Below are 25,069 nucleotides of genomic sequence, written 5' to 3' on the forward strand. Positions count from 1 at the left end.
GGTATGCAAAAGAAGAAACAAGCAGGGCTGATTCACCATATCGAGTTATACGTATCGGATTTACAGAAGTCGATCGATTTTTGGGGATGGCTTCTTGGCGAGCTTGGTTATACGGAATTTCAAAAATGGGAAAAAGGTCGAAGCTACAAGCTGAAGGATTCATATATCGTTTTTGTTCAAGCAGAAGAGAAACATCTAGACGTTCCGTATCACCGTTGCAGAGTTGGATTGAATCACCTTGCGTTTTATGGAGAATCGATAGATCAAGTCAATCGGCTCACTACGGAGTTGAAGAAGAAAGGGGTGAGGATTCTGTATGAAAATCGGCACCCATATGCAGGCGGGATGAACCATTATGCTGTTTATTTGGAAGACCCTGACCGAATTAAGGTTGAAATCGTAGCGCCTTGAAGCCTAAATAGGGGTGAAAAATCGAAGAAACTGCGAAACGTACCATCGGATTCAAAAATGAATAAATAAAGGACTGACCCAATATCAATGATCCGGGCCAGTCTTTTTGATTTATTGCATTGGAGTCCAAGAAACCGTCCAGACGTTTAGTTCCTCGTTAAAAATCAAACGGAAGAAACGCATCGATTCCCCAGTTCCGCCCCACGTAATATAAGCCTCTTTTTGATTCAACGGGTTCAGTTCGATCCCAAGATCAAATGATTTTACAGAGTTTAACTCATTGAGCATTTTTTCAGTGCTCGACCTAGATGTAGGATGCTTCTTGATAGAGTCCAAGAATTGTTGTTTCGATTCTGGTGTACCCCCAGATTTCTGAGAATACAGGTCATATTGAGTGCTGTGATTTTCTTGTTGTACACCATAGTAATAAAGCTGCATCACCTCGAATGGTTCCAAACCTTCAAGCTCTCGTTGATCATGGCTATTGCTGAATTTCTCATACACGTTTAAAAGCTTCTCATTCAACGGCAGGACAGGTCCCTCGATGGTTTTCTGGTCAATCATCTTAGTATTCTGATCTAAGGCATTGAATTCTCTTTGGGCTTCTGCAGTCGATTCAGCATGCCCTTTTGATTCCTCTCGATGTTGCGAATACTTTTCTAGAGTAGCGGCGTTTTCAGCTGAATCAGCCGCAGCACTTTGGTCAGCAGAAGCGTCACTACCACCGCTTGCTTTATCCATTGATGATTCATATCCATTGGACTGGTTAAGAATAAACTGGACGGAAGCAACAATAAGGAGTAGAGACGCAGCCACACTAATGAATGCCTTCCAGTTTCGATAATATTTACTACCCGATTGATTTCGTTTTTTCGAGATCACTTTACGGATCTTTGAGCGATTTTGCTCTGTGAATTTTGGTTCTTCAGAGATCATTCGATTCAGAGTTTGATTGAGATCTTTAAGATGTTCTTCCATCGTCTGAGCTCCTTTCTGAAGTGATGATTTCTTTTAACAGCTGCCTTCCGCGGTGCAGCCTCGTTTTTACGGTTGAATCATTTAACAACAGCATCAGGCTAATGTCTTGAACGGTCAGTTCCTCAAAATAGTAGAGGAGCATCACTTCACGATATTTGATCGGTAAAGTAAGTATCTGGCTAGCCAATTTTTCTTTTTCATCTCGTGCAATCAGCTCTTGTTCAAGGGTTGACTTTTCCCCTTTTATCCACTTCGATATTTTGTCTGTAAAATGAAGGTTTCGGAATGACCAGCTTCTTAAATGGTCATGGCATCGGTTGATTGTAATTCGATACACCCAAGTTTTCACAGACGATTCACCACGAAATGTATCAAGCTTCGTGTAACACGTTACAAACACTTCCTGTACAATGTCCTCGGCCTTTCCCCAATCCTTTACATACGTATAGGCAAGGCGGATTAGTTTTTCACCGTATTGATCCATCAAATGCTCGATCACTTCATCCTTTGGATAACGGCCGATTATGTTATCGATTTGTACCGATGATTGCTTCTTCGGTTTGTATTCTTCCAATCGGTTGACCCCCTTATCGAACCGGTTCTAATTCTTTTGACGTAGCAAAGTATGAATCCGTTTCATTCTAATACAAACATTGTACCAGTTTTGCTGAATCGATCATCAATAAGGGTGCATAAAGCACGCGAATGGTAAAAAAGGGAGATTGTTGTCCTCATAGAGCGCTCATGCTTTTTTAAACTAAAAATCTGCTGTGATAGAATGTAGGAATAAGATGGGCGGGGAGTGTGTAATTATGACAAATGTAATAACCAGACAACGATGTAAATGGTGCGAAGAAGATTCTCAGTTAATACAGTATCATGATGAAGAGTGGGGGAGACAAGTTACAGATAACGATGCATTGTTCGAAGCGTTGACGCTGGAAATTTTCCAAGCAGGATTAAGCTGGAAAACGATATTACATAAACGCGAAAACTTTCGTGCTGCATTCGAAGGGTTCAAGATTGATCGAGTAGCAGACTTTGATTCTGAAAAAGTAGAAAAACTGCTTCAGGATAAAGGAATCGTACGACATCGCCGAAAAATTGAATCGACCATTGAAAACGCCAAAATCGCTCAGGAAATCATCAAGCGTGAAGGCAGCCTCATAAGCTTCTTCACTTCATTATCGGATGAAAAAGCAGACAAACAAAAGGCGATCAAGACAACGTTCTGCCATGTCGGATTAACGACAGCAGAAAGCTTTTTGCAGGCGGCTGGCTTTAGTGAACCTGATCACGCACCAACATGTTTTTTGTTCAAAAAGAAAGAAGCTGCCGAATGATCGACAGCTTCTTGTTATTCCGTTTATTTTTCTAGAAAGAACTTTTCGATATCGTCTAGCATTTTATTCGCAGCAATTACACCACCGGCTGTGTTCCAAATGGTATCGCTGACTTCATATGCCTTTCCTGCTTTAACGGCTTCAAGGTTTTTCCAAAGTGGATCCTTAGTCCATTCATCTTGAACCTTATTTCCTTCTCCATCTCCAGTTTCATAAGTGAAGTAGAAGATGACGTCTCCATTCATTTCAGGAATACGTTCTTTCGTAACGCCTTTTTCTGCAAAATCATCTACATCTTGACCTTCAGGGCGATTGAATCCAAGTTGCTCTAGAATGATTCCGGAGAATGAATCCTTGTGATAAATCCGAACATCTTGAGCCATGAACCGGACCATCGAAATTTCTAATTCCTTTTTATCGCCAAGCTTTTCACTAATTTCTTTAACACGGTTCTCATAGTTTCCAAGAACTTCCTGACCTTTTTCTTCTATATTAAGTGCTTTTGCGTACAGCTTGAAGTTGATTTGCCAGTCACCTCGAAGTGTTTCAGAAAACACGGTCGGGGCAATTTTACTTAAAGCCTCATAATGCTTTTCCTGTCTCATCTTGTTTCCGATGATTAAGTCTGGTTGTAATGCAGCGATGGCTTCAAGGTTGATGTCGCTTTCAGTACCAACAACCTCAACACCTTCCATTTGATCAGTAATATGGTCATACCAAGGTTCGCCAGTCCATGATTTAACGGCTCCAACAGGCTTCACACCCATTGATAAAATTGCTTCTGTACCTTCATTCGTTAAAATAACAACTTTCTCAGGACTACCTTTAACTGTGGTTTCACCCATTGCGTGCTCGACAGTGTAGGAATTCTCTTTTTTCGATCCGTTATCTTTTTCTTCTGCAGAACCTTCTCCGTTATCTGATCCGCAACCTGCAAGGATGAACAGTAAAGCAAACATCGATACCAACATTACGGCTGAAAATTTTCTTAGTGCCATTTGACCTTCCCCCTATGTATATAATTGATAATGAATCTCATTCACAATTAAAATAATATAATGATAAAATGGAAAAGTCAACAGTTAAATTGAAAATGATTCTCAATATCGTTGACAGTATATTTTAGATAAATTAGACTTTAATTTGGAATATCTAATTTTTAATGTACGTGAGGACCGGGGAGGCCGATTAATGAAAAATTCGGCAGTTATTGAATGAAGTTCGACCAACTGCTTCATACTTTTGAAAACGTCGAACGGACTTACATCGTGTGAGCCTCCGGACTTTTTGAACAACCTATTATAGAAGGGTCGTACAACAGACATGTTATTAAACAATGGGATTAGGTTTTTAGGGGTAGGAGTAGGATTGCTTCTCGTCTTATTATTTATGTTGGCAAGTGTCATCTACGGTTATACAGATATCAATCTTGCTATGGTTATAGATTCATATAGAAATTTTGATGGTTCCAATTCACACATTATCATTCAAGAAACAAGGGTTCCAAGGGCTTTTATTGCTGCAGCAGTTGGAGCAAGCCTTGCGATTTCAGGAGCAATCATGCAAGGGCTGACACGAAATCCGTTGGCGTCCCCTGGTATATTCGGTGTCAATGCAGGGGCAAGCTTTTTTGTCGTGATTGCTGTGAGTTTCATAGGGGTTTCATCATTGGATATGTTCAAATGGTATGCGTTTACCGGGGCAACAGTTGCGGCCTTGATCGTCTATATTATAGGATCGATGGGGCGTGACGGACTGACTCCAGTAAAACTGACACTTGCTGGTGCGGCAATTACTGCTTTATTTGCTTCGATGACACAGGGAATCCTTACGTTGAACGAACAGGCATTAGAGGAAGTCTTGTTCTGGTTAGCTGGTTCAGTCCAAGGTAGGGACCTTTCGATTCTAATGTCGGTTCTTCCTTATTTAGTAGTTGGCTGGGTGTGTTCCCTTTTTATAGGTGGAAAAATGAACATCCTTAACATGGGGGAAGATGTCGCGATCGGTTTAGGACAGAAGACTATTGCCGTCAAACTAGTCGGTGCATTTATTATCGTCGTATTAGCAGGTGGGGCAGTTGCTGTTGCAGGGCCGATCGGATTTATCGGCATCGTGATCCCGCATGTGTCTAGATGGCTGGTCGGAATCGATTATCGATGGGTTATTCCTTATAGTGGATTACTAGGGGCTATGCTGCTTTTGTTAGCGGATATTGGGGCACGTTATATCATTATGCCAAGTGAAGTTCCCGTGGGTGTAATGACTGCCATCATCGGAACACCCTTTTTCATATACATTGCTCGAAAGGGGTTCAATGAATAATGGCGAGATACAGATCAATAAGGAACAAAGCATTTTCATTGCTATTTGATACAAAAACGACATGGATCGTTCTTAGTTTAGCAGTAGGATTTATCGCGTTGATGATACTAAGCATCGGGGTTGGTCAGCTCTGGATTTCACCTATAGATGTTGTAAAATCCATGTTCGGCTACGGAGAAGATATGCAAAACCTGGTCGTCCGATCGTTTAGAATGCCTCGTATAATATTAGCTTTATTGGCTGGAGCAGGACTTGCATTATCAGGCGCGATCCTACAAGGGATTATCAGGAACCCATTAGCATCACCAGACATTATCGGGATAACTGGAGGAGCTGCTGTTGCGACAGTTGGTTTCCTTGCTGCTTTTAGTGATCGAAGTAATTCATTGACTGTCAGTATTCATTGGATGCCGCTCGCCTCCTTTCTTGGCGCGGTCATTATGGGTTTTCTTGTTTACTTATTGGCGTGGCGTCAGGGGGTTTCACCGATCCGACTTGTGTTGATCGGGATTGGATTATCTGCAGCAGCACAAGCGTTCACGACAATGATGATGATCCTCGGTCCGATTTTTACAGCATCTAAAGCAAACATTTGGATTACCGGAAGTGTTAACGGTACAAACTGGAGCGAAATCACTACATTACTGCCGTGGATGGGTATACTTTTTATTGCCGTTTTCATCATGGCAAGGAGACTGAATATCCAAGAGCTTGGGGCAGATGTTGCGACGGGAGCCGGGAGTAAGGTACAGAAGGATCGAATGCTGCTTTTATTTTTAAGTACTGCACTAGCCGGTGGATCGGTTGCATTCGCAGGAGGTATCGGATTTGTCGGATTAATGGCACCTCATATTGCCAGGAAGCTAGTAGGCTCTTCTTTTGGGGGATTGCTCATGGTGTCGGCTCTGATTGGTGGAATAGTTGTAATGGGAGCGGACTTAATCGCGAGAACAGCATTTGCACCACTTGAAGTGCCAGCAGGGGTATTTACATCAGCAATCGGAGCACCATACTTCATCTACCTACTTTATAGGAATAGGAATAAGTAAGTGGAAATTGAAAATTAGGTATTAAAAAAAGGAAGGCGATTAGCCTTCCTTTTTTATTTTAGACATTAGTGGTGGAACTTCATCTAGTAAAAAACAACGTTCATTCATCTGTATCATAGACTCACCCTATATACCTTTCAAATTGAAGATCAGGTGTGTCGTCGTGTACTAAAAGGGAAGAGCTCCCAAACGAAAGATCAGGTGTATCATCGTGTGCTAAAAGGGAAGAGCTCCCAAACGAAAGATCAGGTGTATCATCGTGTGCTAAAAGGGAAGAGCTCCCAAACGAAAGATCAGGCGTATCATCGTGGGCTAATAGGTAAGAACCCCCGAACGAAAGGTCAGGTGTATCGTCATGGGCTAGAAAGGAAGAGCTTTCAAACGAAAGATCAGGTGTATCATCATGTGCTGAGTAATAATTGTTAGGTAAAGCAGTAAACACCATTAAGCAAAATAAACCGATTAGTATAATTAAAACTTTTTTCATAACGTTCACTCCTCAAATAACTTATTAAAAGAATTTTTGACTAGCTTTAAGTGCTAATTTATAATTCTCACTAGCATTTTTGTACTGTGAGTTTTTATAGTAGTAATCAGCTAAAAGGGTTGAATATTCACAAACATATTCCATAATATTTTTATCTTCGAAAAATGGAATTGCTTGTTTTTTTAGCAGATTTTCATATTCTTTACCAGATTGTTGATTAAGTCTCAACTTTAGAATCTTATAATGAATAGTGTACTCATCGTTCGGTTCTTTTTCTAATTGAATATTTATTTTTTGCATCCATTTATTGGACTCTTCGTAATTTTCTAGATTGTAGTATTCTTTGGCAATGAGAAAATATGTAACTTGTAAGTTAGAATCCTTAACCTTATTTTTGATCTCCAGACTTTTCAAATAATATTTTATTGCTTCTTCGGGGTCACCTTTATTAGAATAAACAAATCCTAAATTGTGATAAATTATTCCTAAACTTTTTGAGTTATTAAATGAAATTGCAAACTTTAACGCCTGGTTAAAATGATACTCTGACTGTAAATAGTTCTTTATTCGTCTGTTCACTATTCCAAGTAATATTTGACAATCCGCACTTCTAGTAAAATTGTATTCTTTATCAAAGATATCTAGCGCTTTGTATGCATAATTTATTACTGCGGTATTGTGAAAGAGATGAGTCTGAGTTAATGCTACGCTGTAATAGTATGTTGCTAACTCAACTTGATTTAATGGAGTGTGCTGAATATAAGCCTCAGCATTCTCAAAGTGTTTTATTGCTTGTGAGTAATTGGATTCAACATGATTAAATAATCCATTTATAAAGTGATAATAGAAATTAAGAGCAACATCAGAACGTGTCTCATAATACTTATTTAATTCCAAAATTTGTTTTGAGGCTTTTGTTTTATTATTTGTTGTAATAAAATACCTAGTTAAAAATAATTGATATCTTATTAAAGTATTGGGATCTTCAATAAGTGGTATATACTCTTTAATTTTATTATGTGTGGTTTCGGCTTCCTCATATTTACGGAGAACCATCAGATAATTCCACTCATTAAGCATTCCTACTAAATTAACATCGAGCTGTTTTTCTTCGGGGGATATCCCAAGGCGTTCACACAACAATTCAATGACATCTTCACTAGATTTGGCGTCGCCGTTTTCAATTTTACTAAGGTAGGAGACGGAGCATATGCCCTTCGCAAGTTCCTCTTGGGTGAGGTTTTTTGTCTTTCTGTAATATCTTATTCGCTGTCCAATCATAATATCCCCCCTTTGTAACTTGGGAAAATTGACCCGTAAACCCCTTGAATAATGTCTACCAAAACTACTAGTTTTCCCAATACAAGGTTGTACGTTCCTTTGCTAAAATAAATATAACATAAATTGAACAGCTAGTTAGGGTTATTTGCTTGTTTTTTCAGTTATTTTGGAAAATTTTCATAATAACTATAGTAAGAATGTGCCTATTTTAATTATGACATGAAAGGGAGGACAGCATAATGGGAAAAATGAACAATTTATTTTATAATAGAGATAATCCCAAAGGCCCAGTTTATACTTCCGATGAACTAGCACAGTCCAACCGGATGAAATATAATAATATGAATGAGGGTGAAAAGTCCTATAAATCTAGTAAGGATCTTCATATCGATGATCAACAGAATAAATGGTATTATTATCGGATTGACGAAAAAGGGAAGTTCGATCTCGTAGGATTTAATCCCCATTCAGGATCTGTAATGAAAAAAGTAGTTTACGGTACTCCGAATATTTATGAGTTTCCTGAACACATTATCGTAGCTTGTGAGGGGAACGGGGAAACAGGTGCCGTCTATCAGTTTTCAAAGGATACGTTGATGCTTGTTCAAGAGTGGGAAATTGATGGTTTTATCTGGGATGTGAAGATGGTCGATCACGATGTTTGTGTTTCTGCTTATGTCGTTGACTTGGATACAGCGCGTCTCTATATTTTAAAAGGTCGTTCAATCGATTTTGTTGAACTTGGAACCCATTTCGCACCTGCAGATTTATTGGTGTTCCAAGGCAATCTCTTTATTTCGGCGTATCCTATAGTTGAGACAAGCCCTAGAAAGATTTTGCGGTTAGATGATGAATTTGCGATTGTTGATGAATACAAGGTATCGGTTTGCCCAAGATTTCTTTTTGAAAATGGCGATGAAATCTTAATTCAGGAACTGGACGTAAAGACAGGGCGATCTGATCGCTATTCTTCTCTCAACATCAAAACAGGAGAAGAGATCATTTCAAGAAGGAAACGACCAAAAAGAACTAAAAGTCTAATATAATTAAATGTAAAACGAGGTTGGCTCAAATTATGGGTCAACCCTTTTTTAAGTGGATCGAGCTTCACATATTCTACATATAGAGTAAGAGGTTGGTGTGTTAGGTCGAAGTAGTAGAAGGAAAGAGAGAAAATTAGCCAAATTGTCGCCATGAAGGGCTCATGCACGACAGTTCAGAGGGGAAATCGAGTTGAACTGTCGCCATGAAGGGCTTATGCGGACAGTTTGGAGGGGAAATCGAGTTGAACTGTCGCCATGAAAGGTTTATGCGGACAGTTTGGAGGGGAAATCGAGTTGAACTGTCGCCATGAAGGGTTTATGCGGACAGTTTGGAGGGGAAATCGAGTTGAACTGTCGCTATGAAGGGTTTATGCGGACAGTTTGGAGGGGAAATCGAGTTGAACTGTCGATATGAAGAGTTCGTGCTCGCCGATTGGAGGGATTTGATGAAATGGATTGGCTCAGCAGCTGTATGTATTCAAGGAAACCGCTTGTTGATGGTACAACAAGGAAAAAAGGATGAACCGAAACTTTGGACTGTGCCCTCTGGTGGAAAAGAGATTGATGAGTCCTTTGAATCTTGCTGCTTAAGGGAGCTTGAAGAAGAGACAGGCTATAAGGGCGAAATTATTAGACCACTGCATGTGAAAAATGGGCATAGTTATGGCTATGAGGTGACGGTCCACTATTTCCTTGTGCGGATCGTAGGTGGGCAAGCTAAAATCCAAGATCCGGATAATTTGATACATGAAATCAGATGGGTAAAGTCAGATGAAATTAATTCATTAGAGCTTGCTTTTCCACAGGATCTTTCACATCTTCAGGAGTTGATGTTTATAGAATCCTAATATAGTAGAACAACTGGTAAATCCTGTTTTGCGAAAGTACCCCAAATCGAGCAAAATGGTAATTAATACATACACTGACAATTTACGAACTCATTTCGAATACTATAAAACTACATACTATTTTTGCTAGGGGTACAAGGAAATGAAACGAATCATACAACTACTATGTGTGTCAGCTCTCATTTATACCGTTTGGTCGATTCCGATCGGCGTACACGCAAACACGGATCAACCTACTAATTTATATAGTGAAACCTCAATTTTAATTGACGCTTCTACAGGAGAAATTTTATACGAGGACCAATCGGAAAAGCGTATGTTTCCTGCGAGCATTACAAAAATTTTAACCGGAATCCTGGCGATCGAATCTAGAAAGCTTGATGAAACGGCCACGATCAGTAAAAAAGCAGTTGAGGCTGAGGGAACCAGTGTCTATCTTTTAGAAGGGGAAAAAATGAAGCTGCACCAGCTTGTAAAAGGGATGCTGATCAACTCTGGAAATGATGCGGGGGTTGCTGTTGCTGAAAACTTGTCAGGGAGTGTAGACCGTTTCGCCAAAAGGATGAACACTTTTGTACAAGAAGGGCTCGGGTTAACCGACTCTCACTTTACAAATCCGCATGGCCTTTTTGATGAAAACCATTATACAACAGCCTATGATATGGCTTATATAACGAAGTACGCCCTTGAAAATCCGAAGTTCAGGAAAATTGTAAGCACGAAGGAAATGGAATGGGTTGGAAAAGGCTGGGAAACGACACTTTACAATCACAATCGGCTTCTATGGCGCTATGATGGAGTGATCGGAGTTAAGAACGGATATGTCGATCAATCCCAGCATACGCTTGTGACTGCGGCAAAACGAAATGGTACGACTTTGATTGCTGTAACAATGAAAGCTGATACTTCCGAGCAAGCATACGAGGATACGATTGCACTTCTTGATTACGGATTTGGAAATTTTGAAACAGGAACGATTGAGAAGGGTACTGTTTTACACAATTCGGATGGGAAGGAAATTCGTATCGAGGAGGAGAAGCTTTTTACTCATAAAATGGGGGAAGGCGTTAAGACGAAGATTGATGAACGGGGATATTTGGTCGTTGAAAACAGTCAGCATGAAGAGATTGCATCGTTTCCGTTATTACCAAAAATGGATCAAAAAGTGGTGGCTAGTGAGTCACAGGCCGAACAGGCAAAGGAATCGGTCGGTTTACTTTCATGGATTGTTTCGATTGTGCCGATGATCGTAATTGGTGTGTTCCTGCTTCTCGTTTTAATGATCATACTTAGAATCCGACGAAAGGTACGGAATCGAAGGTTGGAGAGACTACGTAGAAGGCGAATGGCAAACGAAATCCACCAGAACGTTTTTAGAAGATAACTATTTAAAAATCGGAAAGGTGCCAGGCGATGGAAAACATGCCTAGGCACTTTTTTTATGAAAGGATAAACTTTCAGCTAAACCTAATTTGACGGTGAGGAATCCCGGGTTCAGTTTTTTTCCTTTAATGTACTAGTGAGTATGTTTTTTACGATACGCACAAAGTTTTTTCGGGTCTTTTTTACTACTCGTGGTCGATATATTGAGTTCAGTGGTTGATATAATCCAGTTCGTGGTCGATATATTGGATTCTGTGGTTGATATAATTCAATTCGTGGTCGATATATCGAATTCCGTGATTCAATTAACGTCCGTAATGGGGATTCAAGCCGTTAAATCTCGTACAATAGCATCTCAACTCACGCATAATTCGGTTTTTCCACTGAAATTGGCATTCGGCGGATGGATTTTGCACAGAAAACAGTGCGATCCCTCAATTTATTCCTCACAAATGTCCTGAACATTAACCCAGATGCATTTTACTAAAACTGGAGCGTAGGAAAATCTCCGCGTACTTTATTATAAACACTGGTTGATATAGGAAAAAGAGCAAAAATAAGTTATAATGATTGTGATAAGCAATATTCGACAAAATTCTCAGGGGAGCTCTCGAGATGAAATCTTTTACGATAAATGCTCAACTCATCATTTTGTTCAGTGCCATGCTTCTTACCAGCATTCACTTCTTTATTAAAGAGGTAGACAATTACATACCGTTTATTTCATTGTTCTTGCTTGGATTTATTCCGACATACATAATAGAGCTTAAAAAGCCTAAGTTTTATGAGCTTACCTATATGCTGAACTCAATTTACATAGCTTCACTTGCATACTACTTCATAGACATCCCACTCATAGAGGCCGTTTACTTTTTCATACCAATCAATGCATTATTGTTATCGGACAAAAGACTTTATGTATCTTCAATCGGACTTTCGCTCTTTTCCTTTCTCGTTTTAACAAAGAGTTCATTGCTTACTCAATCGGTCTTCCTTTCAATGTTTCTCGTATTTGCCATTCTATTAACCTTGGTTCGTACGCGATTAACAAATACAGTGGAGGAAAAAGAGTCGATGCTTCATGGAATCAAAGCCTTTTCATTAGCGGTTGAGGCAAAAGATATCAATACAGAAGGGCACTCAAAAAGGGTAGCCCACTATGCGGTTATGCTCGCAGAATCCCTCGATAATGATGAAATCGATTTAGATGAACTTGAAATGACCAGCATGATGCACGATATCGGAAAAATAAAGACGCCAGATGCGATCCTATTAAAGGAAGGAACGTTAACGGAACATGAGTATGAAATTATAAAAAAGCACCCGAACGATGGCATGAGGCTCGCAAAGTCGTTTGGATTTTCCGATGCTGTATTAAACGGAATTTTACATCACCATGAACAGTACGATGGAAAAGGGTATCCAGCAGGATTAAGAGGAGATGAGATACCTCTCTACAGTAGAATTCTTGCGATTGTCGATTCGTTTGACGCAATGACGAGTGATCGATCGTACCGGCCAGGACTATCCCCTCATATTAGTAAGGAGAAAATCGTTCGAAATAGTGGAAGGATGTATGATCCGGGCCTAGTTAGTGTATTTGAAAGGATTTATCCTGAGCTTGAAAAAAATTGCCTTGAACGTCAAATGAACTATGAAATACCAAAAAGTAAACTTTCATAGGAGGAAACATAAAATGCGTCAGGAGCCCTCTCGACAGATTGACTCAAAAGCATTGAAGGTATGGAAACTTTCCGGCTTGATCACCAGCTCAATTTTTATTTTGCTCGCAATAGGGAGTATTGTCCTTGCCATCCTTACCCCAGTGCCGTTTTGGATATCAATTCTTACAGTTATAGCTGCATTATTACTTACATATTTGTTTGTTGTTGTTATCCCGGAAATTCAATACCGTGTTTGGCGCTATGAAATTGATGAATATGAAATTGAGCTGAAATTCGGACTCTTTATTATCCGGAGAATCCTTGTGCCTATGGTACGTGTGCAGCATGTTGATACGAAACAAGGGCCTCTGTTACGCCGTTACCAGCTTTCTAGTGTAACGATTACGACTGCAGCGACTACTCATGAGATCCCAGCACTTGATAACGAAACAGCTAACCAAGTTCGAGACTTTATTTCACAGAGGGCAAGGGTAACAGAAGACGATGTATAAACCGAAACGATTACATCCGATCGCTGCAGGATTTTCGTTCATTAAATCCTTGAAAGAATGGGTATTTCCAATTATTCTTTATTTTTTCTTTGGCCCTGGTGAAGGGGAAACGATGGAATGGCTTTATTTTCTTCCATTTATTTTTATCGGGCTATTAGCTGTTTATGGAGTCCTTCACTGGTACCGTTTTACCTACTCTATTGAAAACGAAGATCTGAAAATTGAACAAGGTGTTTTCATTCGAAGCAAACGCTTCATTCCCAAAAAACGCATTCAATCAATAGACCACTCAGAAGGGATTCTCCATCGACCTTTTAATGTTGTAAAACTAAGGATTGAAACAGCGGGAGGTTCTGGCGGTGCCGAAGCCTCATTATCTGCGGTAAATAAAAAAGATGCTCAAGTCCTTGTTGAACTACTTCAGAAAAATACGGTCGATACGGAAAATGAAGAGGAGAGGGTAGTAAAGGAACGTCCTTCCTACCAATTTAAACTTTCCTCGAAGGACTTATGGATTGCCGCATCTACTTCCGGTGGGCTCGGTTTAGTCTTGTCCATTGTAGGTACGTTCGGTTCACAAATCGATAATCTATTACCAGAGGATTTTGTTTTTGGTGCTATGCAGTGGTTGAGTGGGTTTAGCTGGTTGTTTTTAGTGATAATAGGAGTACTTATCTTGATCTTTGCGTGGCTCTTATCCTTTTCCGGTGTGATTTTAAAATATGCGGGGTTTTCTATGGATCGGTACGGAGATCGAATTGTAATTAAAAGAGGGCTTTTTGAAAAGCGTGAGCTTACATTACCTGTGAAAAGAATTCAAGGTATACGGATTGTCGAAAGCATCATCAGGCAGCCATTTGGTTTTGCTACAGTTCATGTTGAAAGCGCTGGGGGAACAGCTTCGGATGAAGGGGTTTCCGCAATGCTTTTTCCAATCATTAAACGGTCGAAAATCAATCATGAGCTCGCCCAACTGCTACCTGAATACAGCATACCGTCTGATCTTAACGCATTACCGGAACGTTCGTTGAAGCGCTATATTCTTAAAGCGATCTTTCCATCGTTATTTCTTATATCGTTAATTTGGTTACTCCCATCACAGTGGTGGGCTTTGTTGATTTTACCCGTTATCATCTTTGCCTTATGGGGTATTCTTCAACATAAGGATGGGAAATGGAAGGTGGACCAATCCAATTTTTATTTACAAAATAGATTGATTTCAAGGTCATTATTGATCACTGAACGGAGACGTATGCAGCATTTTGAAGTGAAGCAGTCGATTTTTCAACGTCGAGCGCAGTTAGCAACCCTTTGTACGACGGTGTTATCTGGAGGGGTTGGCAGAAAGTTCGATTTAATGCACACAAGTGCTGAAGACGCCAAAACATTATTCACTTGGTATAGCAGAGAATGAACTGGCCAATATTCATTTTAATTCTGAAAAAATAGACACATGTAACCGATGGAACACCAAAAAGCAGAGGAACTGACTTGGCGCCAGGTCATAGATACTGGCTCAAAGAGATCCACTGCTTTTATTCATCCTGAGGAAATTAAACTCTTCGGGTTTTCCCGGCCAGTAAAATCGGGGCTAGCGCAGCTCCGCCAACTAAACCGAACAAATGCCCGAGTATATTAATATTCGGCATCACGAACGTCATCACAACACTGAGTACGAGAATGCTGAGAATGAGCTGCGAGTTACGGTGATCGATCAATTCCTTTCGTGCATAAATGATGTACACGAAGAATCCAAACAGACCGAATATCGCACCGGAAGCACCGATATGGCTATATCCCGGGCCTTCCAATAAGAAGGTTGCTATATTTGCTATCACACCTGCTCCAATATACCCGATGATAAACTTGAATTTCCCAATTATACGTTCCAAGGCAGGTCCGAACAGGTATAATGAAAACGTGTTAAAGAGAACATGAGGGAAAGACTGGTGGATGAATATCGGAGTAACGAGCCGCCAATATTCTCCTACAGCAATCGAATAATTATGCCCCATCGTATAAATTAGAACCAAGGAACTTACGTTTACAGCAATGAAAAGCAAAATGTGTACCACGATGATGGTAGACACAATCGGATATAGCCGAATAAAGGTTCGGAAATTCTCTGTACGAACAAACAAAAATAGACCCCCCTACATGTTTTTATTCAGTTTACCATATTTATGTAGGTTGGTTCTTATGCAACGATTACATGCCATTGATTTGGAGGCTTAATGTAGATGATTATCGGAACTGGAATAGATATTGTAGAGATTGAACGGATTAAAAAGACTCTCGAACGGCAACCACGTATTGCAGAACGGATATTAACGGACCTTGAGTACAAGTTGTTTCGCTCAATTCCAGGTAGGCAGATCGAGTTTCTTGCAGGGAGATTTGCAGCTAAGGAAGCCTATGCGAAAGCGATAGGAACTGGGATCGGAGGACAACTCAGCTGGAAGGATATTGAGGTATTACCAGATGAAACGGGTAAACCAATTATCTATAGTGATCGCTCATGGACCACCTTTGTATCCATTTCGCACAGTAAAGAATATGCAATCGCTCAAGTAATTCTCGAAAGCTCGTCACGCTAGTCTGCATATTGCTAGAAGTTGTCTCATATATTTGTAGTGCGGTTAGGAGGGAACATTGATGCATATGTGCAGATGGTCATGTAAATGCAACAGCCGCAGTAGCTTTTACAAGGGGGTGTAATTCAAACGGAATGTCCAGATTAACCGGGCTAACTATAAGCTAGCCAATTCCACATTCGTTTTTCTATTCTTTTTTTCGATAAGTTTTCATGTGTAGTTGGTGTCCTGCCCCCTATTAGCCCCTGTGTAAAAACCATCTGCTAATCATATGTCAGGTCCCTCTTTTGTCATCGATATGAGGCAAAGGAGATGAAAAAATTTGAAAAAAACATTGTCATTACTTGTTATGGCGCTCCTGATTCTAGCTCTTACAGCGTGTGGTTCCAAAAGTCAAAAAGATGTCGTATCAGATTTGAAAGGCATGCTAGAAGAAATGTCCGGTTATAAGGCACAGGCAACGATGACTCTTCAAACAGGAGAGAAACCTTTAACGTATAACATTGATGTTTGGCACAAAAAGCCAAGCTTTTACAGAGTAAGCTTGAAGAATTCAGAGAAAGACCAGAGTCAGATGATTCTCCGAAACAGTGAAGGCGTATTTGTCCTCACCCCTGCCCTGAACAAAAGCTTTCGTTTTCAAAGTGAGTGGCCTGAAAACAGCAGTCAGGTATATTTAATGGAATCCTTAATCAGCGATATCATCATGGACGATGATCGTACCTTTAAAGCAGGGGAAAATGGATACGTGTTCAACACCAAAACAAACTATCAAAATAAAAACCTTTATCAACAGGAAATCACATTGGATAAGAAAAATTTACTTCCGACCAGTGTGAAGGTCATGGATAAAGATTTAAAGGTTCTTGTAGAAGTGAAGTTTACGAAAAAGAAGCTTAATGCCAAGTTTGATGATGGTGCCTTTGATATGGAGCGAAATATGCAAGGTGCACTGAATGAAGTTCCTGCAATGGCCACAGAGAAGAAAGAATTTACAGCCGTATTTCCGGAGTTTGTTCCAGCAGGCACAACCCTCTTCAACCAGGTGAAAAGCAAAAATGGGGATGAGGTCATCCTGACTTATACCGGCGACGACCAATCGTTCACGATCATTCAACGACGAGCTGAAGTCGCACCTGCTACAAAGATGTTGACGATGAATAAAGGAGATGTCGTCAATCTCGGTTTTGCATTTGGAGTTTTGAAAGACAAAACCCTGACATGGTCATTTGATGGAGTGGATTATTACCTTGCGTCGAATGATCTTTCGGAAGAGCAAATGATTAATGTAGCGTCTTCGATGACTTTGGCACAAGGAAAATAAAACTTTGACAGGCTGAGAGAATTCGCTGCATTCTGATCAGCCTGTTTTTATACGTTGTTAGCAAGTTGTCTATTCGAGACTTTTTCTGCACCCATATTAATCTTGTCTATTCTGAAACAATTATCCGAAAACAGGAATTTACCTCATAACACCCCTTCATGTACAATAGAAGAAACAGTTTTAACTAGGAGTCGTGGTTATGCACTTTTATAGAGATACATGGGCAGAAATCAACTTGGACCACATTCGGCAAAACTATCTCCAAATACAAGGTCACCTTTCTGAAGGTACGAAATTAATGGGTGTGGTCAAAGCAAACGGATATGGACATGGAGCGGTGCAGGTCGCAAAGGTTTTAATTGAAAGCGGCATTGATTACCTTGCTGTCGCAGTGCTTGACGAGGCGCTCGAACTTCGTAACTCAGGCATAAAAACACCAATTCTCGTAATGGGTTTTGTAGCTCCTCAATATGCAAAGCTAGCAGCTAAGCATCGGATCTCATTAACGGTTTTTCAGGAGGAATGGATTGATGCAGTCGACCAGTCCTTGGATCAAACATTGTATGTGCACCTGAAAATCGATACTGGAATGGGACGACTTGGTATAAATGGAGAAAAAGAGGCAAAGATACTAATAAATAAAATTCAAAAAAATACGCGGCTAAAGTTAGAGGGCGCATTTACTCATTTTGCGACTGCTGATGAACTAGATTCAAAGCTCGTAAACCTACAGCGCGATCGGTTTTCAAAGTTCCTTTCAATATTAAAAGCAGAGGGTGTTTCACCGGAAGTGATTCACATGGGCAATAGTGCTGGGGCTATTCAGTTTCCTGACCTTGAGCAGAACTATGTTCGAGTGGGTATTTCCTTGTACGGTTTATCACCTTCAGAAGAAATTCGTTCAATTTTACCTTTTACTCTTTTGCCGGCTCTATCTTTACACAGCAACCTAAGTCATGTTAAAAAAATAAAGCCCGGGGATACAATCAGTTACGGGGCAACTTATCGAGCTGAAAAGGAAGAGTGGATCGGGACAATTCCGATAGGATATGCAGATGGCTGGCTAAGAAAGTATGCCGAAAAGGGTGAAGTACTCATCGAAGGTCAACGTGCGAAGATTGTCGGGCGCATTTGCATGGATCAGTTCATGGTGAGGATGCCTCATTATGTTAAGCCTGGTACAAAGATAACTCTGATTGGAAGCCAAAATGATGGGGTTATTACGGTCGATGAGATTGCGCGCCAAAATGGAACGATCAACTATGAAATACCCTGCTTAATCTCCTCACGAGTGCCAAGATGTTTCATGAAAAATGCTAAAATAGTTGAGACTATGAATGAAATATTAAATTTTTCGTAAATTAATAAAGGATTTATGCAAATATTGGCGAATACTTAGTGTGAGATTGCTTTGCATAAAAGCGATGAGAATGGTACTATAAATAGGGGATTTTACAGAGATCGTAGCAGTTAGCTGGAGGTGGATGTTTGTGTCCGATAAGAACACAAAACGAATCGTGATTAGCTTGCCGGAGCAACTGATTAATGAGGTGGACGGAGCGATTATGAACGAGAACTTGAACCGAAGTGAGTTTATTCATCAAGCTACAAAATTGTATTTGCGTGAACGAAAAAGCTGCCATATTCGTGAGACCATGCGTCAAGGGTATGCGGAAATGGCCAAAATTAATTTGAACATCGCATCAGAAGCCTTTCTTGCTGAGGAGGAAGCTGATCTAACTTTGGACCGCTTAGTTAGCGGGGTGTAATGATTTGATAGTGAAGCGTGGCGACGTTTACTTTGCAGATCTTTCTCCAGTAGTAGGGTCGGAGCAAGGAGGTATCCGGCCGGTATTGATTATACAAAATGATATCGGTAACCGGTTTAGTCCAACAGTAATCGTCGCGGCCATTACAGCCCAGATTCAAAAGGCTAAACTACCTACTCATGTGGAAATCAGTGCGAAAAAGTATAAGTTTGAACGGGACTCAGTCATTTTGCTGGAGCAGATTCGTACAATCGATAAACAAAGACTTACAGACAAGATTACACAACTGGACGAAGAAATGATGAAGAAAGTCGATGAAGCGCTGCAAATCAGTCTTGGACTTATTGATTTTTAACAAATCGATATGACTTTGATGAGCACTGAATTTATCAACAACATCATAGGTATAGGGGGCTGCTGTTAGGAATCAGCGGCTTTTTTATTTGCTTTAAAAAGACAACCTTGAATTCTTTAATATACCGATAACCACAGTACAACGTATTGTGGTTTTTGTTTTGCGTTCGGAAGGGTTTGAAGTTTTCAGTATGAGTGTGAATCTAGGGTCTTTTTTACTATGCGTGGTCGATATATTGCGTTTTGTGGTTGATATATTTCAATTCGTGGTCGATAAAACAGGTTCTGTGGTTGATATAATTCGATTAGTGGCCGATATATCGGATTCCATGATTGAATTATCGCTTATAGCGGAGGTGAATGCTAGTAACCTTCCCAAAAAGGCACCTCAAATTACGAATAATTAGCCTTTTTCCACCAAATTGCATTCAATGGATACATTTTTTACACAGAAAACACACTTAACCTTTGATTAATTCCTCACCATAGCCCACTTCATCATCCATATCCCTTCGATTAGCTTTAAACAAAACGTGAGCGAAGGAAAATCTCCACTTTGATCCTATTTTTGATTCATTTTCATCACCCCACCTAAATAATGGAACTTAATCCTTAAATCATTGAAACATTCCGACAATAATGAAATAATGCTTTTATCGACACTTATTGGACGGAGGAGAAAGTATGGACAAAACAGTATATCAGGTTATGAAACAGGAACGGCTTTCGATCATTGAAAAATGGAAAAAAGAAATGAACAATTATCAGGAATTCGAACGTGAATTAACCAATGTTACGGATGATGTATTCCAAAATACAAACCTCGAATATATTGAAAAACTATTGAATCACGCTTCGCTCGAAAACGAAACCATTTCACCTGATTTACGTGATTTTTTTGAACGGATCATACAAGTTGGTTGGCCATTGAACTATCTGACGAAGGGGCTCCAAGCGTTTCGTCGAGTGGCAATTAAAACGGTGCTGGATAAAAACTATGACATGGAAAAGGCCATTAACGTATACGATTTAATCGATCGTTCGGTAGATGGACTATTGAATGAGATTGTTAAATTCTCAAATCAGACATGGAGAAACACCATTTCCGTTCAGAAAACGGCGCTGTTAGAGCTTTCCGCACCTTTAATTCCAGTGTTCGAACAGATAACTGTAATGCCATTGATTGGAACGATTGATACAGAACGGGCAAAATTGATTATGGAAAATTTGCTTGAAGGTGTAATCAATCATCGTTCCCAAGTGGTATTGATAGATATAACAGGTGTTCCTGTCGTGGACACGATGGTGGCACACCATATTATTCAGGCTGCTGAGGCCGTCCGTCTTATCGGATCGAAGTGTATTCTCGTAGGTATAAGACCTGAAATTGCTCAGACAATCGTAAATCTAGGTATTGATCTTAGTGATTTTCCGACGAGGAGTACTCTTCTTAAAGGAATTGAGTCTGCACTCGAGTTGACGAATAAAAAAATTGAATCGTTATCTTAGGAGGGGTTTGGGTGAGAATACCAATATTAAAGTTTCATGATTATTTACTCATTTCGATTCAAATGGAACTAGATGACAAAACTGCTCTTCAGTTTCAGGAAGATCTTTTAAATAAAATCCATGATACAGATGCAAAGGGTGTTGTCATAGACCTGACTTCTGTAGAAATGGTGGATTCGTTCATTGCAAAAGTGCTGGGTGACGTAGTGAAGATGTCAAATCTTATGGGGGCGAAAGTCGTACTAACCGGAATACAACCGCCAGTTGCCATCACCTTGATTGACCTGGGTATCAATATGAGAAATGTTCCTACATCATTAGATTTAGAACAAGGACTAGATAAACTCCGACTGGAATTGGAGGGATGAGTATGACCGTCCAATCCTGTATTGATGTGAGAAATGAATGGGACATAGTCAGTGCCCGTCAACTGGGCAGGGACTTAGCAAAAGAACTGGGGTTTTCCAGCGTCGATCAAGCAAGAATTACGACAGCAATCTCAGAGCTTGCACGAAACATTTACTTATATGCTGGAAACGGTAAAGTCTGTATCAAGCCAGTGGAGGAAGGAACGCGAAAGGGACTGCACATTGTAGCGAGTGATACAGGTCCTGGCATACAGGATATCCGAAAAGTAATGCAAGACGGATATACGACATCCGGCGGACTTGGAGCAGGTTTACCAGGGGTTAAGCGTTTGATGGACGAGTTCACGATCAACTCTACAGTTGAAACCGGAACTGAGATCCTCATTACGAAATGGCTCCGCTAGGAGGAGGAAACATGGTGGGGGATAGAGATATTCTGATAGAACGCTACCAACAGTTCTTATCTTCATATTTAAGCGGGAAGACAGAACAAGCGTTATATAAAGCACAACAATTCAGTCGGAAGATGCTTGAACAAAGCATTTCACCTGAAGAAGTGATTAACATGCATTCTACCGTTTTAGAAACGATTAATGGGGACATCCCTGAGGAAATACGCGATTCGTTCGATTTTTTGATTGAAGTGATGATGGGTTATGGAATGGCGTATCGTGAACACCAGATTTTAAGAGACAAACAAATGGCGCTTGAATCTGAGATCGAAGTGGCTGCGAGTATGCAACAAACATTGCTACAAGGCGACATTCCAGAAACCGATAAATTGGATATAGGGGTTATCAGTAAAGCAGCAAAGCAAATGAGCGGGGATTACTACCATTTTGTCCAGAACAGCCCACAGTCAATCGGTGTGGCTGTCGCTGACATTATCGGGAAAGGGGTTCCCGCTGCTCTTTGTATGTCCATGATTAAATATGCGATGGACAGTTTGCCGGAAAAACAGAACCACCCAAGCATGGTGTTGGAAAATTTAAACCGGGTAGTAGAACAGAATGTCGATCCAACCATGTTCATTACAATGTTCTACGGCCATTACAACACGGATGTTCATCGCTTTCATTATGCCGGGGCGGGACATGAACCGGGTTTTTATTACGATGCTAAGAACGATAACTTTGAAGAATTCACTGCCAAAGGTCTTGTTCTCGGTGTTGCAAAAGCAACAAAGTATCAATCGTACGAAAAAGATATCGAGTCGGGAGATATGATTCTCTTGCTTTCAGATGGTGTTACAGAATGTAGGACGAGCAAAGGGTTTATATCCCGCGAAGAAATCGTAACGTTGATCCGTTCTTACATGCACTTGAGTGCCCAGGGAATCGTTGAAAATGTCTATTCGGATCTGGAACAGCTACAGGATTTTGAATTACGGGATGACTTTACTTTGATAATTTTACGAAGAGTGGTTTAATGAATCCCAATTGGTGGTATCCATATAATTATATGTCTATATCTTCAAGGGGGAAAGGATAATGAACCTGCAAATCCAGAAAGAAACAGAAGGAAATAAGGAGACTCTTTTACTAAAGGGTGAAGTTGATGCCTATACAGTACCGAAGCTGAAGGATATGCTCTTGAGCTTAGCCGAACAAGAAGGGCAAGAGATCGTTGTTGATCTCAGGGGTGTTCAATACATGGATAGTACTGGGCTTGGGGTATTCGTCGGAGCGTTGAAGTCCTCTCAACAACATAGAAGCTCACTGAAATTAACAGGGATGACAGATCGTGTACAACGATTGTTCCAAATTACAGGTCTTACCGACGTGATGAATATTGAGCAGTGCACGGAGGGGGAGGCAAGATGAACGATTATATCGAAATGACAATTCCAGCAAAAGCGGACTATGTTGGTGTCGCTCGATTAACAGTTTCTGGCATTGCCAACCGTATGGGGTACACGTTTGATGAAATTGAGGATATTAAGATTGCTGTATCTGAAGCGATAACCAATGCAGTAAATCATGCATACGGGGAGGAAGTCGAAGGATATATCCAGCTAACGTATGGAATCTTCGATGATAAGTTAGAAATCACCGTCAGAGATACGGGCAAAAGCTTTAACGTTGAAGAAGCAACAAAAGCAATGGGACCTGTAAATAACAAAGCGATTGATCAGATAAGTGAAGGAGGGTTGGGGCTTTTCTTAATTGAATCGTTAATGGATCAAGTTCAAATTAACGAAAAAGCAGGGGTGGTAGTCGTGATGACGAAGTACCTTAACAGAGATGGGGTGGATGAAATTGTCGACCAATACAAGCCAGCCCGCTCACAATAAGGACCATATCTACGAACTGTTAAATCAATTACGTGAAGACCCGCAAAACCAGGAAATTCAAACGATTCTGGTCGAGCATTACAGGGACCTGGTCCACTCACTTGCACGGAAATTCTCTAAAGGTAGAAGCATTCACGATGATCTTGTACAGGTCGGGATGATTGGTTTATTGGCGGCGTTTCGTCGGTTTGATCCCGAGTTTGGTAGAAGTTTTGAATCCTTTGCGGTTCCAACTATAATTGGTGAGATCAAACGGTTTATACGAGACAAAACGTGGAGTGTTCATGTTCCACGACGAATCAAGGAACTTAGCCCTAAAATAAAACGAGCAGTTGAAGAGCTTACAAACGAACTTCAACGGTCTCCGCGCGTTGAAGAAATCGCAAATTATTTGGATGCTTCTGAGGAAGAAGTGCTGGAAACGATGGAGATGGGAAAAAGCTACCAGGCCCTTTCAGTCGATAGCTCGATTGAAGCAGATTCGGAAGGAAGCACTGTTACGCTTCTTGATCTCGTCGGAAGTCCTGAAGATGGCTATGAACAAGCCGACCAGCGTATGTTACTTGAGAAGGCATTCAAGGTATTAACAGAACGCGAACAGGAAATTCTTAAATGTACGTATTTTGAAAATTTAAGTCAAAAAGAAACAGGCACACGATTGGATATATCTCAAATGCATGTATCTCGATTACAGAGAAGAGCACTTGAAAAGCTAAGGGATGCAATACGTGTCAGTCCTTCGGAGGCATTAAAATGATTGAAGAGCACGTTCATGAACATAGTGACATCAGCGCGTTTCAACGATCGAAAAAAGCTGGACAATGTAACGGCGACAGTTACTATGTTAAGGAGACAAGCGATTATTTTATTTGTGTGGTAGCGGATGGCCTTGGAAGTGGTCAGGCTGCACGTGAGGCATCCTTAAAAGCTGTAAAAGTTGTCGAAAAACACCATGATCTTGATGTAGAGTCGTTAATGTCGTTGTGTAACCAAGCACTTTTCCAAACAAGAGGAGCAGTCATTACCTTATTTAAGTTTTACTTTAAGGAGCAAAAGCTTGAATACTGCGGTATCGGTAACATCCGGCTAATGATCAGTGCTCCGAATGGGACAATACTGAACCCGTTATCGAAAACAGGCTTTTTATCAGGAAGACCTTCGAAATTCTCCGCTAAACAAATCAATTATCAGAAAGACTCGATGTTTATTGTCCATTCAGATGGCATTGATTTATCATCTGTAGATAAACGCATCGTTTTAAAAGCGAAAGATCCTCGTATAGCAGCTCGGTATCTTCAACAAAAAGGGCTTCCGAATGTCGATGACTTAACATGTGTAATCGGTAAAATAAATTGAGGGGTTTAACTCAGAAGAAGTCTGGCGTGTTTTGCTAGACGGAAAGCATGCATGGCTGCCTTGATGCGGCCAGCTATTGAGTTGCCTCTCTTTTTTGTGTGTTGAAAAGCGACCTGCATAGCATGTGCTTTTCTGATAATAAATTGAGGGTCGGTTTCTGACATGAGCACAATACCATGAA

Annotated in this window: 29 protein-coding genes; 23 read left to right on the forward strand and 6 right to left on the reverse strand. The window is 40.4% G+C overall.

Annotated elements, in window-relative coordinates:
* Positions 1–3: 3 nt before the first annotated feature.
* Positions 4–411, forward strand: coding sequence for a VOC family protein (locus MOJ78_RS01530; RefSeq protein ID WP_304979487.1), 408 nt, complete (start codon positions 4–6; stop codon positions 409–411).
* Between the two features lie 111 nt (positions 412–522).
* Here the strand turns inward: MOJ78_RS01530 and MOJ78_RS01535 are convergent, their stop codons facing one another.
* Both MOJ78_RS01535 and MOJ78_RS01540 read right to left on the reverse strand, forming a co-directional pair.
* Entirely contained in the window at positions 523–1,389 is an 867-nt protein-coding gene (locus MOJ78_RS01535) for a hypothetical protein (RefSeq protein WP_304979488.1), read from the reverse strand.
* Positions 1,373–1,963, reverse strand: a complete 591-nt coding sequence (locus MOJ78_RS01540) for a sigma-70 family RNA polymerase sigma factor (protein WP_304979489.1) — start codon at positions 1,961–1,963, stop codon at positions 1,373–1,375. Before MOJ78_RS01540 ends, MOJ78_RS01535 begins: the two co-directional genes overlap by 17 nt.
* A 238-nt stretch (positions 1,964–2,201) precedes the next feature.
* Here MOJ78_RS01540 and MOJ78_RS01545 point away from each other — a divergent pair, with 238 nt between their 5' ends.
* A complete protein-coding gene (locus tag MOJ78_RS01545; protein WP_304979490.1) occupies positions 2,202–2,732 on the forward strand; it encodes a DNA-3-methyladenine glycosylase I in 531 nt (176 codons plus the stop codon).
* A 23-nt stretch (positions 2,733–2,755) separates the two neighbouring features.
* Here the strand turns inward: MOJ78_RS01545 and MOJ78_RS01550 are convergent, their stop codons facing one another.
* Positions 2,756–3,730: an ABC transporter substrate-binding protein gene (locus tag MOJ78_RS01550; protein ID WP_304979491.1), complete on the reverse strand. Its 975-nt coding sequence runs from the start codon at positions 3,728–3,730 to the stop codon at positions 2,756–2,758.
* A 325-nt stretch (positions 3,731–4,055) separates the two neighbouring features.
* Between MOJ78_RS01550 and MOJ78_RS01555 the strand changes: the two genes are divergently transcribed.
* Both MOJ78_RS01555 and MOJ78_RS01560 read left to right on the forward strand, forming a co-directional pair.
* Entirely contained in the window at positions 4,056–5,054 is a 999-nt protein-coding gene (locus MOJ78_RS01555; RefSeq protein WP_304979492.1) for a FecCD family ABC transporter permease, read from the forward strand.
* On the forward strand, positions 5,054–6,103 hold the full coding sequence (locus MOJ78_RS01560; RefSeq protein WP_304979493.1) for a FecCD family ABC transporter permease: 1,050 nt from the start codon (positions 5,054–5,056) through the stop codon (positions 6,101–6,103). The genes MOJ78_RS01555 and MOJ78_RS01560 overlap by 1 nt, the downstream gene beginning before the upstream one ends.
* A gap of 121 nt (positions 6,104–6,224) precedes the next feature.
* Here MOJ78_RS01560 and MOJ78_RS01565 read toward each other — a convergent pair whose 3' ends face one another.
* Together MOJ78_RS01565 and MOJ78_RS01570 are read right to left on the reverse strand one after the other, a co-directional pair.
* On the reverse strand, positions 6,225–6,590 hold the full coding sequence (locus MOJ78_RS01565) for a hypothetical protein (RefSeq protein WP_304979494.1): 366 nt from the start codon (positions 6,588–6,590) through the stop codon (positions 6,225–6,227).
* Between the two features lie 24 nt (positions 6,591–6,614).
* Positions 6,615–7,871, reverse strand: coding sequence for a tetratricopeptide repeat protein (locus MOJ78_RS01570; protein WP_304979495.1), 1,257 nt, complete (start codon positions 7,869–7,871; stop codon positions 6,615–6,617).
* A 239-nt stretch (positions 7,872–8,110) separates the two neighbouring features.
* Between MOJ78_RS01570 and MOJ78_RS01575 the strand changes: the two genes are divergently transcribed.
* The 6 genes from MOJ78_RS01575 (at position 8,111) to MOJ78_RS01600 (ending at position 14,735) form a co-directional block, all read left to right on the forward strand.
* Complete coding sequence (locus MOJ78_RS01575) at positions 8,111–8,917, forward strand: hypothetical protein (RefSeq protein WP_304979496.1); 807 nt, start codon at positions 8,111–8,113, stop codon at positions 8,915–8,917.
* 440 nt (positions 8,918–9,357) lie between these two features.
* A complete protein-coding gene (locus tag MOJ78_RS01580) occupies positions 9,358–9,762 on the forward strand; it encodes an NUDIX hydrolase (protein WP_304981158.1) in 405 nt (134 codons plus the stop codon).
* 142 nt (positions 9,763–9,904) lie between these two features.
* The gene (locus MOJ78_RS01585; protein ID WP_304979497.1) at positions 9,905–11,146 is read left to right on the forward strand and encodes a D-alanyl-D-alanine carboxypeptidase family protein; all 1,242 of its coding nucleotides are present in this window, start codon (positions 9,905–9,907) and stop codon (positions 11,144–11,146) included.
* Between the two features lie 614 nt (positions 11,147–11,760).
* Positions 11,761–12,828, forward strand: a complete 1,068-nt coding sequence (locus MOJ78_RS01590) for an HD-GYP domain-containing protein (protein WP_304979498.1) — start codon at positions 11,761–11,763, stop codon at positions 12,826–12,828.
* Between the two features lie 13 nt (positions 12,829–12,841).
* On the forward strand, positions 12,842–13,321 hold the full coding sequence (locus tag MOJ78_RS01595; RefSeq protein WP_304979499.1) for a PH domain-containing protein: 480 nt from the start codon (positions 12,842–12,844) through the stop codon (positions 13,319–13,321).
* Entirely contained in the window at positions 13,314–14,735 is a 1,422-nt protein-coding gene (locus tag MOJ78_RS01600; RefSeq protein ID WP_304979500.1) for a PH domain-containing protein, read from the forward strand. Before MOJ78_RS01595 ends, MOJ78_RS01600 begins: the two co-directional genes overlap by 8 nt.
* A gap of 139 nt (positions 14,736–14,874) precedes the next feature.
* On the opposite strand, the gene MOJ78_RS01605 is transcribed toward MOJ78_RS01600, so the two are convergent.
* Positions 14,875–15,462, reverse strand: a complete 588-nt coding sequence (locus MOJ78_RS01605) for a rhomboid family intramembrane serine protease (RefSeq protein WP_304979501.1) — start codon at positions 15,460–15,462, stop codon at positions 14,875–14,877.
* A gap of 99 nt (positions 15,463–15,561) precedes the next feature.
* On the opposite strand from MOJ78_RS01605, the gene acpS reads away from it, so the two are divergent.
* The 13 genes from acpS (at position 15,562) to MOJ78_RS01670 (ending at position 24,888) form a co-directional block, all read left to right on the forward strand.
* Positions 15,562–15,918 carry a holo-ACP synthase gene (acpS, locus tag MOJ78_RS01610; protein WP_304979502.1) on the forward strand — a complete coding sequence of 119 codons (357 nt, stop codon included), beginning with the start codon at positions 15,562–15,564 and terminating at the stop codon, positions 15,916–15,918.
* A gap of 319 nt (positions 15,919–16,237) precedes the next feature.
* A complete protein-coding gene (locus tag MOJ78_RS01615; RefSeq protein WP_304979503.1) occupies positions 16,238–17,239 on the forward strand; it encodes a LolA family protein in 1,002 nt (333 codons plus the stop codon).
* Between the two features lie 199 nt (positions 17,240–17,438).
* The gene (gene alr / locus MOJ78_RS01620; RefSeq protein ID WP_304979504.1) at positions 17,439–18,599 is read left to right on the forward strand and encodes an alanine racemase; all 1,161 of its coding nucleotides are present in this window, start codon (positions 17,439–17,441) and stop codon (positions 18,597–18,599) included.
* Between the two features lie 124 nt (positions 18,600–18,723).
* Entirely contained in the window at positions 18,724–19,008 is a 285-nt protein-coding gene (locus MOJ78_RS01625; RefSeq protein WP_304979505.1) for a CopG family ribbon-helix-helix protein, read from the forward strand.
* A 4-nt stretch (positions 19,009–19,012) separates the two neighbouring features.
* Complete coding sequence (locus MOJ78_RS01630) at positions 19,013–19,363, forward strand: type II toxin-antitoxin system PemK/MazF family toxin (RefSeq protein WP_304979506.1); 351 nt, start codon at positions 19,013–19,015, stop codon at positions 19,361–19,363.
* Positions 19,364–20,046: 683 nt separating this feature from the next.
* Entirely contained in the window at positions 20,047–20,871 is an 825-nt protein-coding gene (locus MOJ78_RS01635) for an STAS domain-containing protein (RefSeq protein WP_304979507.1), read from the forward strand.
* Between the two features lie 11 nt (positions 20,872–20,882).
* Complete coding sequence (locus tag MOJ78_RS01640) at positions 20,883–21,239, forward strand: STAS domain-containing protein (protein WP_304979508.1); 357 nt, start codon at positions 20,883–20,885, stop codon at positions 21,237–21,239.
* 2 nt (positions 21,240–21,241) lie between these two features.
* Positions 21,242–21,643 carry an anti-sigma regulatory factor gene (locus tag MOJ78_RS01645; protein ID WP_304979509.1) on the forward strand — a complete coding sequence of 134 codons (402 nt, stop codon included), beginning with the start codon at positions 21,242–21,244 and terminating at the stop codon, positions 21,641–21,643.
* A 14-nt stretch (positions 21,644–21,657) separates the two neighbouring features.
* Entirely contained in the window at positions 21,658–22,668 is a 1,011-nt protein-coding gene (locus MOJ78_RS01650) for a PP2C family protein-serine/threonine phosphatase (protein WP_370529796.1), read from the forward strand.
* A gap of 61 nt (positions 22,669–22,729) precedes the next feature.
* The gene (locus tag MOJ78_RS01655; RefSeq protein WP_304979511.1) at positions 22,730–23,062 is read left to right on the forward strand and encodes an STAS domain-containing protein; all 333 of its coding nucleotides are present in this window, start codon (positions 22,730–22,732) and stop codon (positions 23,060–23,062) included.
* Entirely contained in the window at positions 23,059–23,532 is a 474-nt protein-coding gene (gene rsbW, locus MOJ78_RS01660; protein ID WP_304979512.1) for an anti-sigma B factor RsbW, read from the forward strand. The genes MOJ78_RS01655 and rsbW overlap by 4 nt, the downstream gene beginning before the upstream one ends.
* Before the next feature lie 16 nt (positions 23,533–23,548).
* Positions 23,549–24,289, forward strand: coding sequence for an RNA polymerase sigma factor SigB (gene sigB / locus MOJ78_RS01665; RefSeq protein WP_370529797.1), 741 nt, complete (start codon positions 23,549–23,551; stop codon positions 24,287–24,289).
* Positions 24,286–24,888 (forward strand): PP2C family serine/threonine-protein phosphatase, encoded by a 603-nt coding sequence (locus MOJ78_RS01670; protein ID WP_304979514.1) that lies wholly within the window; start codon positions 24,286–24,288, stop codon positions 24,886–24,888. Before sigB ends, MOJ78_RS01670 begins: the two co-directional genes overlap by 4 nt.
* Positions 24,889–25,069: the final 181 nt, after the last annotated feature.

It is taken from the genome of Alkalihalobacillus sp. AL-G (assembly GCF_030643805.1).
Classification (GTDB): Bacteria; Bacillota; Bacilli; order Bacillales; family Fictibacillaceae; genus Pseudalkalibacillus.